This window comes from Neobacillus rhizosphaerae, assembly GCF_050477885.1.
Classification (GTDB): domain Bacteria; phylum Bacillota; class Bacilli; order Bacillales; family Cytobacillaceae; genus Neobacillus; species Neobacillus rhizosphaerae_A.
The window spans coordinates 1-13,019 of sequence record NZ_JBCNAC010000148.1 but is presented as its reverse complement, the minus strand read 5'-3'; the positions used below and the strand labels follow the sequence as shown (position 1 = coordinate 13,019).

Annotated in this window: 15 protein-coding genes; 8 read left to right on the top strand and 7 right to left on the bottom strand. The window is 37.3% G+C overall.

The genetic code is table 11. From position 1 onward, the window contains the following. Window positions 1-13 precede the first annotated feature (13 nt). The 3 genes from ABES03_RS20060 (at window position 14) to ABES03_RS20050 (ending at window position 2,324) form a co-directional block, all read left to right on the top strand. Window positions 14-796 (top strand): Cof-type HAD-IIB family hydrolase, encoded by a 783-nt coding sequence (locus tag ABES03_RS20060; protein WP_430119982.1) that lies wholly within the window; start codon window positions 14-16, stop codon window positions 794-796. 141 nt (window positions 797-937) lie between these two features. Next, window positions 938-1,654, top strand: a complete 717-nt coding sequence (gene sleB / locus ABES03_RS20055) for a spore cortex-lytic enzyme (protein WP_430119980.1) — start codon at window positions 938-940, stop codon at window positions 1,652-1,654. Window positions 1,655-1,796: 142 nt separating this feature from the next. Next, on the top strand, window positions 1,797-2,324 hold the full coding sequence (locus ABES03_RS20050) for a GNAT family N-acetyltransferase (protein WP_430119978.1): 528 nt from the start codon (window positions 1,797-1,799) through the stop codon (window positions 2,322-2,324). A 143-nt stretch (window positions 2,325-2,467) separates the two neighbouring features. Here ABES03_RS20050 and ABES03_RS20045 read toward each other — a convergent pair whose 3' ends face one another. Further along, the gene (locus ABES03_RS20045; RefSeq protein ID WP_430119976.1) at window positions 2,468-3,517 is read right to left on the bottom strand and encodes an LLM class flavin-dependent oxidoreductase; all 1,050 of its coding nucleotides are present in this window, start codon (window positions 3,515-3,517) and stop codon (window positions 2,468-2,470) included. A 155-nt stretch (window positions 3,518-3,672) separates the two neighbouring features. On the opposite strand from ABES03_RS20045, the gene ABES03_RS20040 reads away from it, so the two are divergent. Then, window positions 3,673-4,377, top strand: coding sequence for a DUF421 domain-containing protein (locus tag ABES03_RS20040; protein ID WP_430119974.1), 705 nt, complete (start codon window positions 3,673-3,675; stop codon window positions 4,375-4,377). Between the two features lie 92 nt (window positions 4,378-4,469). On the opposite strand, the gene ABES03_RS20035 is transcribed toward ABES03_RS20040, so the two are convergent. Further along, window positions 4,470-4,775 (bottom strand): BC1872 family protein, encoded by a 306-nt coding sequence (locus ABES03_RS20035; RefSeq protein ID WP_430119972.1) that lies wholly within the window; start codon window positions 4,773-4,775, stop codon window positions 4,470-4,472. A gap of 283 nt (window positions 4,776-5,058) precedes the next feature. Here ABES03_RS20035 and ABES03_RS20030 point away from each other — a divergent pair, with 283 nt between their 5' ends. Beyond that, a complete protein-coding gene (locus ABES03_RS20030; RefSeq protein ID WP_430119971.1) occupies window positions 5,059-5,256 on the top strand; it encodes a hypothetical protein in 198 nt (65 codons plus the stop codon). Between the two features lie 240 nt (window positions 5,257-5,496). Here ABES03_RS20030 and ABES03_RS20025 read toward each other — a convergent pair whose 3' ends face one another. The 5 genes from ABES03_RS20025 to ABES03_RS20005 form a co-directional block, all read right to left on the bottom strand. Then, window positions 5,497-6,699, bottom strand: a complete 1,203-nt coding sequence (locus ABES03_RS20025) for a thiolase family protein (RefSeq protein ID WP_430120150.1) — start codon at window positions 6,697-6,699, stop codon at window positions 5,497-5,499. Further along, entirely contained in the window at window positions 6,699-7,373 is a 675-nt protein-coding gene (locus tag ABES03_RS20020; RefSeq protein WP_430119969.1) for a 3-oxoacid CoA-transferase subunit B, read from the bottom strand. The genes ABES03_RS20025 and ABES03_RS20020 overlap by 1 nt, the downstream gene beginning before the upstream one ends. Next, window positions 7,370-8,032, bottom strand: a complete 663-nt coding sequence (locus ABES03_RS20015; RefSeq protein WP_430119968.1) for a CoA transferase subunit A — start codon at window positions 8,030-8,032, stop codon at window positions 7,370-7,372. Before ABES03_RS20015 ends, ABES03_RS20020 begins: the two co-directional genes overlap by 4 nt. Before the next feature lie 156 nt (window positions 8,033-8,188). Continuing rightward, window positions 8,189-8,494: a DUF3870 domain-containing protein gene (locus ABES03_RS20010; RefSeq protein WP_430120148.1), complete on the bottom strand. Its 306-nt coding sequence runs from the start codon at window positions 8,492-8,494 to the stop codon at window positions 8,189-8,191. Between the two features lie 117 nt (window positions 8,495-8,611). After that, the gene (locus tag ABES03_RS20005) at window positions 8,612-9,232 is read right to left on the bottom strand and encodes a DUF3298 domain-containing protein (protein WP_430119966.1); all 621 of its coding nucleotides are present in this window, start codon (window positions 9,230-9,232) and stop codon (window positions 8,612-8,614) included. A gap of 283 nt (window positions 9,233-9,515) precedes the next feature. On the opposite strand from ABES03_RS20005, the gene ABES03_RS20000 reads away from it, so the two are divergent. Genes ABES03_RS20000 through ABES03_RS19990 form a run of 3 tightly spaced genes read left to right on the top strand, consistent with a single transcriptional unit; the run spans window position 9,516 to window position 12,951 of the window. Beyond that, window positions 9,516-10,577 carry a glycosyltransferase gene (locus ABES03_RS20000; RefSeq protein WP_430119964.1) on the top strand — a complete coding sequence of 354 codons (1,062 nt, stop codon included), beginning with the start codon at window positions 9,516-9,518 and terminating at the stop codon, window positions 10,575-10,577. A gap of 2 nt (window positions 10,578-10,579) precedes the next feature. Continuing rightward, entirely contained in the window at window positions 10,580-11,944 is a 1,365-nt protein-coding gene (locus ABES03_RS19995) for a hypothetical protein (protein ID WP_430119962.1), read from the top strand. Beyond that, window positions 11,941-12,951, top strand: coding sequence for an NAD-dependent epimerase (locus ABES03_RS19990; protein ID WP_430119960.1), 1,011 nt, complete (start codon window positions 11,941-11,943; stop codon window positions 12,949-12,951). The genes ABES03_RS19995 and ABES03_RS19990 overlap by 4 nt, the downstream gene beginning before the upstream one ends. Window positions 12,952-13,019: the final 68 nt, after the last annotated feature.

The following is a 13,019-nucleotide window of genomic DNA, read 5'->3' as shown; positions in this document are numbered from 1 at the left end:
TAGGAGAGAGTTTATGAATTACAAGTTAGTCATCTTAGATGTAGACGGAACCATCCTTCCTCATGGAAAAACAAAATTGAGCCACGCTACTAAGGCTGCGATCCAGCAGTTGAGAGAGAAAAAGTTACAGGTTATCATTGCTACGGGGAGAGCCCCCTATTTTTCAGATTCCATAATTCAAGAAACTGGAGTAGAATCCATGGTCTTTTTTAATGGATCCTATGCCTATCATGAAGGGATAGAAATATATAAGAGCGCTATAGATAAACAGATTTTAGAGAAAGTACATCTCTTATCAAATGATTTTCAGCATCCACTTACTTTCTTAAGTGGCACAAGCTTTAAGTCCACAGATTTAAGCCACCCATACGTGATTGAAGCGTACCAACATGATCCATGGAAACCAGAGCTTGCACCCGCTCAATTTTGGACAGATGAAGACATATACCAATTGTTCTTACATTGCGATTTGGAGGAAGAGCTTCATTATCAAACCAATGTACCAGAGTTAGATTTCAGAAGATGGAGTTCAGGCGCTAGAACCTGTGATGTTAATTTGTCTAACTCCAACAAAGCAGTAGGTATTACTAAACTATTAGAAAAGCTAGGCATAGCACCCGACGAGGCTGTTGCATTTGGAGATGGCCTAAATGATATCGAAATGCTGTCCTTGGTAGGAATGGGAGTGGCTATGGGGTCAGGTCGCAAAGAATTGAAACAAGTGGCCAATATGGTTACACTCTCAGCCGAAGAAGACGGTGTACGATATGGTCTAGAACGGCTTGGAATAATCTAAAAACATTTCTCTTCCATAATAAAAATAAAGGGAGGTTATCTATCAAGATAATCTCCCTTTATTTTTTATTCCAATACATAGAAAGGGAAAAATATGTAAACATATAAAATATAGTTTTTTATGTGGTTTGGAGGTTAGATTGTGCAATTGAGTGCTTTCCTAAAAATACCGCTAATTTTTACCTTTATAGTTGTAATCGTATTGGCCAATGGTGACCAAAGCAAAGAAATACAAGCATTCTCAACTCAAGTCCTACAACGAGGTGCTGCGGGGGAAGATGTAATTGAATTGCAAACACGACTTACATATAATGGTTTTTACAAAAGTAAGATAGATGGTGTGTTTGGTTGGGATACCTACTGGGCGGTTAGGAATTTTCAAGATAAATTTGGATTGCCTGTTGATGGAGTTGTAGGCGCCAAAACGAAAGAAATGCTGGTGAGAGCGACAAAATATGAACAGAAAGGAAATTCTGCTAATAGCTCAAATGTTCCAAACGGCTATTCCCAAAATGACATACAGTTGATGGCAAACGCTGTTTACGGAGAATCACGTGGAGAACCATATGAGGGCCAAGTAGCTGTAGCTGCCGTTATCCTTAATAGGGTCCAAAGTGTATCTTTCCCTAATACCGTCGCAGGCGTCATCTATGAACCTGGAGCCTTCACAGCTGTTGCGGATGGACAAATAAATTTAACACCAAATGAAACAGCAAAAAAAGCGGTTCTTGATGCTATAAATGGATGGGATCCTAGTGGTGGAGCTCTATATTATTTCAACCCCGCTACTGCGACGAGCAGTTGGATCTGGAGTCGACCCCAGATCAAAAAAATTGGGAAACACATATTTTGCAAATAAATATAGCTGTCATATACAACGAATCATACTTTGTATATGACAGCTTTTTAATTATTTTAAATTGGCTTTACTACTGACTTATCATATACTTTTAATAGCTATTAATTACCACTTTATTAATATCTAGAAAGGAAAATTATTGATGGCTATCCAATACGAAGTGATTTCTGAAGATAATATTAGTTGCCTAAAGAATCTTGTAAATGAATTAATGGCTTATCAAAAATCTAAAGCAACGATTCATCCAGAGTTTTTTGATAACATGAATTTTGAAACTAGAATGATCCCTTCTGTCAACAGCGCCAAATATAATTACATAGTAGTTGCAAAAGATAATGATGAAATTGTGGGATATGTGTATAGCAACATTTCGTCAAAGGAAACCTATTCAAATGATTTTGCTACCTTTTTTGATCTTGACTCAGTTAAAAATGAAGATGTCGGTTGTCTTTCTCAGTTTTATATCAAAGAAGGTTATCGTAGTAGTGGAATTGGATCCGTTCTATTCGAAATGTCGAAGGGTTGGTTACGTTCATTTCCGTCCATTGATGATTTGTTTATTTTTGTATCAAATGGCAACGATCAGGCCTTAAAGTTCTATCAAGGTAAAAGTTTCAAAATAAGCCACCAGATCCTTGATGGATTTATTACTGTTTTAAGGAATGCTTAATCAACACAATTAAAAGCTTGTAGAATCGGGTCCCTATGGACTGCTTTCTACAAGCTTTTTTTGTTTTTACTATACATTTTAGGAACTAACAAAATGATAACGTTCGCTATTAGATAGCTAGCAGGTAAATAGGTTGTGCTAAACTATTGTGTTTTTTCCCACTCGGCAATTTCCTCTCGAACTCTAGGCGCTACCTCTTTACCCAACAGCTCAATAGCTCTCATGACATCTTCATGAGGCATGGTACCTACAGGAACGTGAAGGAAAAAGCGTGTGATTCCAACATTCTTCCGAAGGTGGATGATTTTTTGAGCAACTGTTTCTGAATCACCTACGTACAACGCTCCTTCAAAGCTTCTTGCTGCATCGAAGCTTGAACGATCATAATGTCCCCATCCCCGCTCCCTCCCTAGCACATTCATAGCTTGCTGGGTAGATGGGAAAAACTTGTCTGCTGCTAGTTGAGTTGTTTCAGCGATAAAACCATGTGAATGTGAGGCAACAGAAAGTTTCGATAAATCGTGCCCTGCTTGTGCTGCAGCTCTCTTATAAAGTTTAACCAATGGAGCAAATCGAACTGGACTGCCTCCAATTATGGCTAATACAAGGGGTAAGCCGAGGACACCTGCTCGAATAACTGATTCCGTGTTTCCACCACTGCCAATCCATACTGGGAGGGGGTCTTGAACAGGTCTTGGATATACGCCCAGGTTATTAATGGCTGGCCGATAACTCCCTTTCCAAGTTACTTTCTCTGACTCGCGTAATTTTAATAAGAGGTCCAGTTTCTCCTCGAATAATTCATCATAATCCCTTAGATTGTAACCAAACAGTGGGAATGATTCAATGAAGGAACCTCTGCCCGCCATGATTTCTGCTCGTCCATTTGAAATGGCATCTAGTGTAGCAAAATCTTGGAATACTCGTACCGGATCTGCAGAAGAAAGCACCGTAACGGCACTTGTCAATCGGATCCGTTTCGTTTGTGATGCTGCGGCAGCCAGAACAACTGCAGGAGAGGAAGCTGCATAATCCTTTCGATGATGCTCCCCGACGCCAAACACATCCAATCCAATTTGGTCGGCGAGAACAATTTCTTCTACTACTTCACGTATTCTCTGTGCATGACTTATTACTTCTCCGGTCTGAACGTCCGGTGTGGTTTCTATAAAGGTACTAATTCCTATCTCCAAAGTTCAATCCTCCTATTTTACACTTCTGCTCATTGAGACTATGTAAGTATATACCATTACCAGTAATTTTTTTATTTTTTAGCACTGAATTTAGGTTATTAAAAACATATCAGAGAAACAATAAGTTTTAGTTTATTGGAAAAAGGGTGCATTGCATGGATTTTTTTCAAAGCCAAGAATCACTAACCTCAATTGAATGGGTTTTACGTGCTGTTGTTGGTTTTTTCTTCTTGGTCATCGTTGGTAAAGTTTTAGGACAGCGTGCCATCTCTCAATTAAGACTGCTTGATTTTGTAATCGCTCTAGTTATTGGCAACATTATTGCCCATCCATTGTCTGACCAACATCTTGGGTTAAAAGGGTCCGTCATTTCCACCATTGTATTAGTAACCTTATATCTTGGTGGTATATTCATTATACTTAAATGGCCATGGTTGAGAATGCTAATTAACAGTGCACCAATCCCACTCGTAATAGATGGAGAGATTTTATATAAAGGCCTTAAAAAGGCAAGGATTTCTTTAGATTTGTTATTAGGTGAATTACGAAAGGAAAAAGTAGCAGATGTCAAAAGCGTGGCAATAGCTTTTTGGGAGGCAGATGGGACAATATCCATTTTTCTAGATCCTAAATACCAACCCATTACACCATCGACCATGCAAATAATGACAGAACCTTTCGATTTACCAAGGACGATTATCAAAGAAGGTAAAATAATTTCTAATGAGTTACTGCAAACACAAAAGGACGAAGATTGGGTTATATCTAAATTAGAAAATTTATATAAATCTGATATCAAAAACGTCTTGCTAGCAACGGTGGATAAGAATGATAACCTTAAGATCTTTTTATATAAGTAGTTCTACTAACATTCTACTGTTTTGTGTTAAGTAAAGAGAACCAGGTTTTTATGACCTGGTTTTTTTAATCCTATCCATACCTTAGCTATTTCTTACAACCATTCATCCGGTACTGAACTATTATCAGCAATGGTGAAAGCTGCATTTGTGATTGCTTCTGTTAACGTTTCTCCTGTTTCACAAACATCATTAAAGCAAACCTCAGAAACGCCATTTGTTTTATATGTAAACCCCAATTTTTTTAATCTCTCAACGATAACCATCGCATGGTCAAGGTTATGTTCAGGTTCAAAATCTGAAACAGGAATAAATGCATCCATTTCAAAATCATACCATCGATCCCAGCTATTTAATTTCCATCCTAGTATTCTTCGAGCGATAATTTCTGTTCTGTTCATATGTATTGGCTCCTTTTCTTTAGACATTATTATTTTACCATTTTAGTTTTTCAGTCCTACATTATTTATTGTCTATTTTTTTAATAAAATTTGCTATCATTGTAAAGGTGTAAAGGTTTTTCACGATTAGAACCCCGTGTGAAGGGTATTTTAATAGTTAGAGGTGATCATATTGAAAATAAATCTAACAAAAAACGCATATATTCAATTAAAAACGGTTCTCCCTGAGAAAACTTCTGTTAGGATTATTGCTCATCAAACTAGTGGTTGAGGTAGCACTATTGTGTACGAACTTGCTCAGGATGAGCAGGTAGAACATGATGAAGTGTATCTATTTGAGGAGATTACTATCCTTGTTAGCCCGGAAGTACAAGCATATCTCGATGGAGATATCGTTATCGACCATACAAAAAATTATGGGTATGTGCTAAAGAATGATTACGAAATCTTAACTTTTGGTATGAAGCTAAAAAAGAGTTAATGAGCCCCTGTCATTGCTATGAAAGACAAAATACAATGTATCTTTATAAAAAGTGTCCTTCATCGCATTGATGAAGGACAAACTTCCAACAACATCGATCAAAAATATCTTTCATCCTGCCAATGAAGGACAAATCTCTTACTCAATAAATCAGAAATGTCTTTCATTCATCTAAAAAGAAAAATATTCCTGTAAATCAGTTTACATAACATATTTATAGTAACTAATGAATCACTTACTTTAATTCTTCCTTTCCCTCCACCGCTCTACTACCATCGCAATTCCTTGGCCCCCTGCAATGCATAATGTTGCCAGTCCGTAAGTTAACTTAGTCTTTTGCAATTCATGTAGAAGGGTAACCAGGATTCTTGCGCCTGAACAACCTAGTGGATGACCTAAAGCAATCCCTCCACCATTAACGTTTACCTTTTTTCGGTCTATTTCAGGCCAGCGCTTTAGACATGCAATTGCTTGTGCAGCAAATGCTTCATTCAATTCAATGAGATCTATCTCTTCTATCGTTAATCCAGCCTTCTCTATAGCTTTATCACTGGCAGAAACTGGACCAAGGCCCATCTCTTTAGGCGACACTCCAGAAACAGCCCATGATTTAACAGTAGCTAAAGGTGTCAGTCCCAGTTTTTCTGCTTTTTCTTCACTCATCAGCATTAAGACCGCTGCCCCGTCATTCCGACCGGATGAATTACCAGCTGTCACTGTGCCCCCTTCCTTAAAGGCAGGCTTAAGGGCGGATAATTTTTCTAGAGATGACCTTCTAGGATGCTCATCAACAGCGAAGAACAAGCTTTCACCCTTGCCAATTGGAACACTTATTGGCACAATTTCAGCTGAAAAACGCTCGTTCTCCAAAGCTCTTAGGGCTTTTTCTTGACTATCAAGTGCAAAGAGATCTTGTTCTTCTCTAGAAATCTCAAATTTTTCTGCTAACCATTCAGCTGTTTGGCCCATGTTAAACGTTCCATATAAATCTTGAGGCTGGGAGCAGACTTGGCTACGAGTATTGGAATCATATAAAGTTAAATCCCCTGGTTTTAACTCCTTTCTATTACCAACAAAGTAATAAGGTGCTTGAGACATACTTTCCACTCCGCCTGCCAAAACAACCTCCGATTGACCTATCTCGATGGACATGATTCCATTTATTACAGCTTGAAGTCCTGAACCACATTGCATTTGTACTGTATGCCCAGTCACCTTTACAGGAAATCTGGCTTTTAATGCTGCTACCCTTGCGATATTAGGTGTTTCAGCACTCTGTTTTGTTTGACCAATGATTACTTCATCTACTATAGAAGAATTATAACCAACAGAAGCTAAATTATTATTCATAACAGTAGCTAAGAATTCTTCTGGTGGCACTGTCGAAAGCGCACCACCAATTTTCCCGACCGCCGTTCTAAGTGCACTTACAATAACGACCATTATTGTGTCACTCTCCATTCATTCTCCTTACAATCCTTACAGCTTAAAGCAATCCTAAATCGCGCGTCAGTCTTTGCTTTGACAGATTCGATAGTTTGACCAGGTAATACTTCAATAAGAACTAATCCTTCCTCATCCACCTCGAAAACTGCCAGTTCAGTTATGATTAGATCCACTTTTCTTAGTGAGGTGATAGGGTACTGTAATTCTTTTACTATTTTAGATTCGCCTTCCTTGGTGGTGTGTAAAGTGGTGACAATGACTTTTCTTGAGCCCTCTAACAAGTCCATTGCTCCACCAACACCTAAAACACTCTTCCCAGGGACAGCCCAGTTTGCCACACGACCTTTTTCATCTACCTGGAGGACACCTAAAATGGACACATCTACATGGCCTCCGCGAATCATCGCAAATGAAGAGGCACTGTCAAAGAAGGAAGCTCCGTCTTCAACCGTAACGGGAAGCTTCCCGGCATTCACCAAGTTCTTATCGACTTCATCCGGTTGAGGGGTCGGTCCTACACCTAAAATTCCATTTTCTGAGTGGAGGTAGACTTTAATCCCCTCGGGAACAAAATCAGCAACCAATGTCGGTATACCAATGCCAAGATTGACAATATCACCATCTTCTAAAGCTAGACCTGCCCTTTTGGCAATGACGTGTTTATCACTCATACTATTTCTTCCTCCTTCAATACAAGATAATCTACAAAGAGATGAGATGTAACGATTTCTTCGGGTGATAACTCACCTTTTTTCACTATTTGATCAACCTCCGCAATTACTACTTTGGCTGCAGTTGCCATAATAGGATTAAAATTTCTAGCTGATTTTGTATACACTAAATTACCTAATTCATCAGCTTTATGTGCTTTTATTAAGGCTATATCAGCCTTTAATGACGGCTGTAAAATATATTTTTTACCTTCAATTTCTCTCTCTTCTTTTCCTTTTGTAATCTCCGTACCAGCACCAACTGGTGTATAAAAGGCTGCAATTCCTGCTCCTCCAGCACGAATAGCTTCCGATAGCGTTCCTTGTGGGAGCAATTCAATATCTAACTCCCCCATTTGGTAGGCTTTTACCACATCTGGATTACTTGTAAAATAAGAACCAATTCCTTTTCGAACTCTCTTTTCCTTAACAAGCATGCCAAGCCCTTTTCCAGGCTCACCAAGATTGTTACTGATTATTTCTAAGTTTGCTGTTCCTGACTGTTGTAAAGAACGCAATATGGATAATGGACAGCCTACTAAACCAAAACCTCCAACCATGATCCTATTTCCATCTTTAATCATTGATGCTGCTTCCATTGCCGAAATTAGCTTATTCATTCTCATTCCCCCAGAGTTATTTACTCTTAAAAACATACAAAAAGCTGAGCAATATTCTAATAAGCTACAAAAATGAACATTTCTGCAGCCTTTCAAATTTGCTCAGCTTTAATAAGACCATGAGAGAGGAAAATCTCCCACTTTATTAAAACCAATCTAGATTTTATTATTAATATGATCCCAATACCTTTGTACGGCCGATTGCAGTGCAACTATGATCGCCTGTTGGGAAGGAGCAAAATAATGGTCCTTAATTTTTTGGACTAAAGTCTCAATCCCATCCTTCAAACAGTAACCAATTAATATTTTCTCGAAAAATTCTTTAGTTAGACCAGTCACAAAGGTGAAATCCGCTTTTTCTATTGTATGACTATGATAGTTTATTTCCAGAACAATTCCTGCATGTTTATATAGTTCATGCATGGATGTCCCTTGAGGGGCCTTAGCATAACCCGTAACAATTACTGTTTCTAATTGAGATATAATAACCCCCTCCTTGAAAATATTATAAATAGGACGGCATTAATCAGTCAATATTTTTTCTGAATATTTTAGAAATTGAATCAAGTAGGTATAATACTAATTATTTACCGCCATTCGACCAAGAGGACCCTTTTCGTCTATTATTTCCTGTATATCATAGATTGAAATCGGAAACATAGGAAATCCAAACACATATGGAGTTATTTCATATAGCTGAAAATAGATAACCAGTGACTTATCAGCAATATAATAGTCTTGGTCCGGTTTAATTACTGTAAAGTCTGTAATCAGCTGAATCTTTCGGTCTACGATTTGCTCTTTAATTAATGTTGAGAGCCTCTGAATATAATCACTTCCAGGCTTAAATAAGTCTTTCAATTCACTTGACTTCGCTTTTTCCAAGTCAAATGTTAGAGACTTTATATACGTCATTCCATGTGCGGCATGGTAATGGTAAGTATAATTTGAGACTGACAAACTTAGAACATTACGTTGGTTGTTTTTAATTTCATATAAGCCAAGCATTTCCTCAACTGTTGTCGGCATATTCCCCACTTGTTGATCAATTAGTTCCTGAGTTTGATTAACGATTGTATGATTGATTAATTTTGCCGTTTCATGATTCTGCATCCCAATGACTTGTGGATAAATGACCCTTTTATTGGGTCCCCCACTAATTGAAGCTGTTTTAATATTTACAGGCAGTAAAATGGGCATATGGTTCATCCTCTTACATTTTTTAACCCATTTTATTCTTGGAAAAAATTAATGTGTGCTTCACCCTCTACCTTAACAGGATTTTCACATAAACAAATTTCCTATGTAATCTCAAAGTGTTATTTCCGCTCCAGCATTTTCAATGCACTTTTCATTTAATTATTTCCAATAAAAATACCATACTTTTCGTGAGATTTGTCCAAGCCTCTTCTTCCAACCATGAATAACCTATGATGAAGCCGGCTTAAAAGTCTATAGATGATAATGAAAGGAGACGACATATTTGCCAAAAGCTCTACATTTAAATTTAAGAGTGGATCCGACTCAATATATTTCACAAATACGTGAGGTCCCAGGATATGATTACATTCATTTGGTCCGTCAACCCAAGTACATGACCGACCTTTCTTTGCTCAATGAAAAGGTCCATTATCTCAATGAAATTTTTTCCCCAAAAGGGTACGTTAAAAAAAATGACATCTCACTTTTACATGCACACCACGGCCAACTAGGTATTTTACTCCTCCCTTTTAAAGAGGAAACAAACCTACCTTTAGTCACCAGCATTCGAGGCAGAGATGCAACCTTAGCAAATCAGCCTGTCAGTTATCTAGAAAATATGAAAATGCTTTTTAAACAAGGGGAGCGTTTTTTCCCAGTTTGCCAATATTTAGCTGATAGGATTATTGCATGGGGCTGTCCTCCAGAAAAAATTAGAGTGTTATATGGAGGGGTTGACCTCAGTAAATACCATTACCGTGCACCAAGCCTTGATGGTTCACTAAACATTCTTTCTGTTGGAAGATTAGTAGAAAAAAAAGGTCACAATATTTTAATTAAAGCTTTTCAAAAGATAAGAGACAAATTTCCTAGTGCTACTCTGACTATTATCGGTGGCGGAGAACTACAGGATGAGCTTATATCACTTGCTAAACAATTAAATTTAGGAGATTCATTTCAATTATTAAATCATCTTCATAAAGACAAAGTTAGAGAGTATATGTCAAATGCTGATGTGTTTTGTGCTGCTAGCTTAGAAGCGGCTAATGGAGATGTAGAAGGTATTCCTAATACATTAAAGGAAGCTATGGCACTTGGTGTACCAGTACTCTCAACTTACCATGCAGGCATTCCAGAACTAATCACACATAATCAGGAAGGATTCTTAGTAGAGGAAAATAATGTGGATGAATTGGCTGCTGGCCTTGAATTTATGCTCACCAATAGACAGCTATGGGAAACCTATACAATAGCTGCACGTAAAAAAGTTGAAACCCTTTTTGACTCTAAACAACAGCTGCTGCTACAAGCAAAATATTATGATGAACTACTGATAGGAGGATAGTAATGGCAGATTATAAATCAATTAAAGTAACAAAAGGATTGAAAACATTAGAAATAGATAACCCTACAAACTATCCGCTAATTGGAATGGGTGCTCAAGGTGCAGTTTTTAAAATTTCTGAAAATAAGTGCGTAAAAATTTACACTGATCCCCTACAAGCGAAAATGGAAGCAGAAGCTCTTAAAGCAGGACAACATTTATCCTTTTTTCCTAAAGTCTTTAAAACAGGTTCAAACTTTATCGAGATGGAATACTTTAATGCTCCAACGTTGAAAGAATACCTTAGAAACTGTACGTATATTCCCGAATCAATCACAAAAAAACTTCTAGATGTTTTAAGAGAAATGAAAAAGACTAAATTTACAATGCTCGATGCACCTTTAAGACATATTTTCGTCCTTGAAAATGAAGAACTGAAATTGATTGATCACGTAAATGCGTTCAAACGAAATCACCCAATTCCACTAAAATTATTGAGAGATTTAAATATCATCTTGTTAAAAGAATCATTTTTATCCCAAGTGAAAAAGCTAGAGCCGGAAACTTTTGAAGTCTGGCAAAAATACTTTAACGAAAACAGTTTTGACTACAAGAACATTCCTGTATATTCAGGTGGATCAGGTAAAGGGGTTAAAGTTGAAAGTTCCGTAACCCAAACACTAATAGGTTCAGGACACCAAGGAGCTGTATACCGAGTTGCTGAAGATAAATGTGTAAAAATTTACGGAAACCCAGACCATGCAAAGCAAGAAAAAGAGGTTTTAATGTCTAGTCAAAAATTATCTTTCATTCCAAAAGTCTACGAGACTGGTTCCAACTATGTATTAATGGAATATCTAGTAGGACCGGATTTAAATACGTTCCTAAAAAAGCAATCCAGCCTTTCAAATGACATAGCTAGAAGACTACTAGACATTTTAACCTCCATGAAAAAGAATGGTTTTAAACAAATCGATGCCCCACTAAGGCATATCTTTGTAACTAATAGTGGATTTAAGTTAGTCGACCACGTGTATTCCTTCTCTAGAGTACAAGATAGACCACTTGAGTTATTTCAAAACCTTCATGAAAGAGGATTCTTAGATTCTTTTCTCGAACAGGTAAAGGCAATGGATCCAAAAACACATGAGGAATGGACAAAGACACCTATTCCCCTTACAAATGAAGATGTCGCTAACGAAAACTTAAAGAATTCGAAGAAAACTCGGAGCAGTAAAAAAGGGCATGATCGTAAAAAAGAGAACAACCGAAAGAAAGACCATAATCATAAAAAAGAGTCTAATCGTAAAAATGGACACGATCGTAAGAAGGATTCGAATCGTAAAAAAGACCATGAACGAAAAAAGGGATCGGATCGAAGAAAATGAAGATCTTAGTGACAGGTGCGGCTGGATTTATTGGGTTTCATCTCTCTAAACGGTTGTTAGCTGAAAGTCATCAGGTTATTGGTCTAGATAATCTTAATGAATATTACGATGTATGTTTAAAGGAAGAACGAATCAAAATTTTAGAGAAGCATCCCAATTTTACATTCTACAAAACAGATTTGGGAAACCTGGAATCATTAAAACAACTATTTGCAGATCATTCTATCAGAATTGTCTTTAACTTAGCAGCCCAAGCTGGAGTTCGTTATAGCCTTAAAAACCCTCATGCATATGTTCTATCCAATCTCCTGGGTTTCTTAAATGTATTAGAGGCTTGCAGAGACTACTCGGTAGAGCATTTAATTTATGCCTCATCAAGTTCCGTTTATGGCTCGAATACAAAAATTCCTTTCTCACCGAAAGACTCAGTTGACCATCCCGTTAGTATGTATGCTGCTACCAAAAAATCCAATGAATTAATGGCACATACCTATAGCCATTTATATAATATCCCTACAACAGGGCTCCGTTTCTTTACAGTATACGGACCTTGGGGTAGACCAGATATGGCATACTACTCATTTACAAAAAACATTTTCGAAGAAAAAACGATTAAGGTATTTAATCAAGGTGACATGAGTAGAGACTTTACTTTTATTGATGATATTGTTGAAGGTATGATTAGACTTATTGATCATCCCCCTAAATCCAATAACTATTGGGATAGAAACAACCCTGACCCAAGCTCCAGCTATGCCCCATACCAAATTTATAACATTGGTAACAATAATCCAGTAAATTTAATGAAATTTATTCAGATATTAGAGAAACTAATAGGAAAAAAAGCAAAGGTTGAATTTTCACCAATGGAACCAGGTGACGTAAAAGTAACATACGCTGATATTAGTAGCTTACAAAAAGATATTGGATTCTCTCCCTCTACCCCGCTGGAAATAGGTTTGGGACAGTTCATTGAGTGGTATAAGGAGTATCATCTCAAAGAATAAGTATGATTATATTTAAAGTAAAGGCTGTGTTAAGGAACAGTGTTGATTTATACACCCTGTTGATTGGA

Coding starts and splice junctions, on each gene's coding strand:
- ABES03_RS20060 (WP_430119982.1), top strand. CDS start 14: ATGAATTACAAGTTAGTCATCTTAGATGTAGACGGAACCATCCTTCCT.
- ABES03_RS20050 (WP_430119978.1), top strand. CDS start 1,797: ATGGCTATCCAATACGAAGTGATTTCTGAAGATAATATTAGTTGCCTA.
- ABES03_RS20040 (WP_430119974.1), top strand. CDS start 3,673: ATGGATTTTTTTCAAAGCCAAGAATCACTAACCTCAATTGAATGGGTT.
- ABES03_RS20035 (WP_430119972.1), bottom strand. CDS start 4,775: ATGAACAGAACAGAAATTATCGCTCGAAGAATACTAGGATGGAAATTA.
- ABES03_RS20025 (WP_430120150.1), bottom strand. CDS start 6,699: ATGGTCGTTATTGTAAGTGCACTTAGAACGGCGGTCGGGAAAATTGGT.
- ABES03_RS20020 (WP_430119969.1), bottom strand. CDS start 7,373: ATGAGTGATAAACACGTCATTGCCAAAAGGGCAGGTCTAGCTTTAGAA.
- ABES03_RS20015 (WP_430119968.1), bottom strand. CDS start 8,032: ATGAATAAGCTAATTTCGGCAATGGAAGCAGCATCAATGATTAAAGAT.
- ABES03_RS20005 (WP_430119966.1), bottom strand. CDS start 9,232: ATGCCCATTTTACTGCCTGTAAATATTAAAACAGCTTCAATTAGTGGG.
- ABES03_RS19995 (WP_430119962.1), top strand. CDS start 10,580: ATGGCAGATTATAAATCAATTAAAGTAACAAAAGGATTGAAAACATTA.
- ABES03_RS19990 (WP_430119960.1), top strand. CDS start 11,941: ATGAAGATCTTAGTGACAGGTGCGGCTGGATTTATTGGGTTTCATCTC.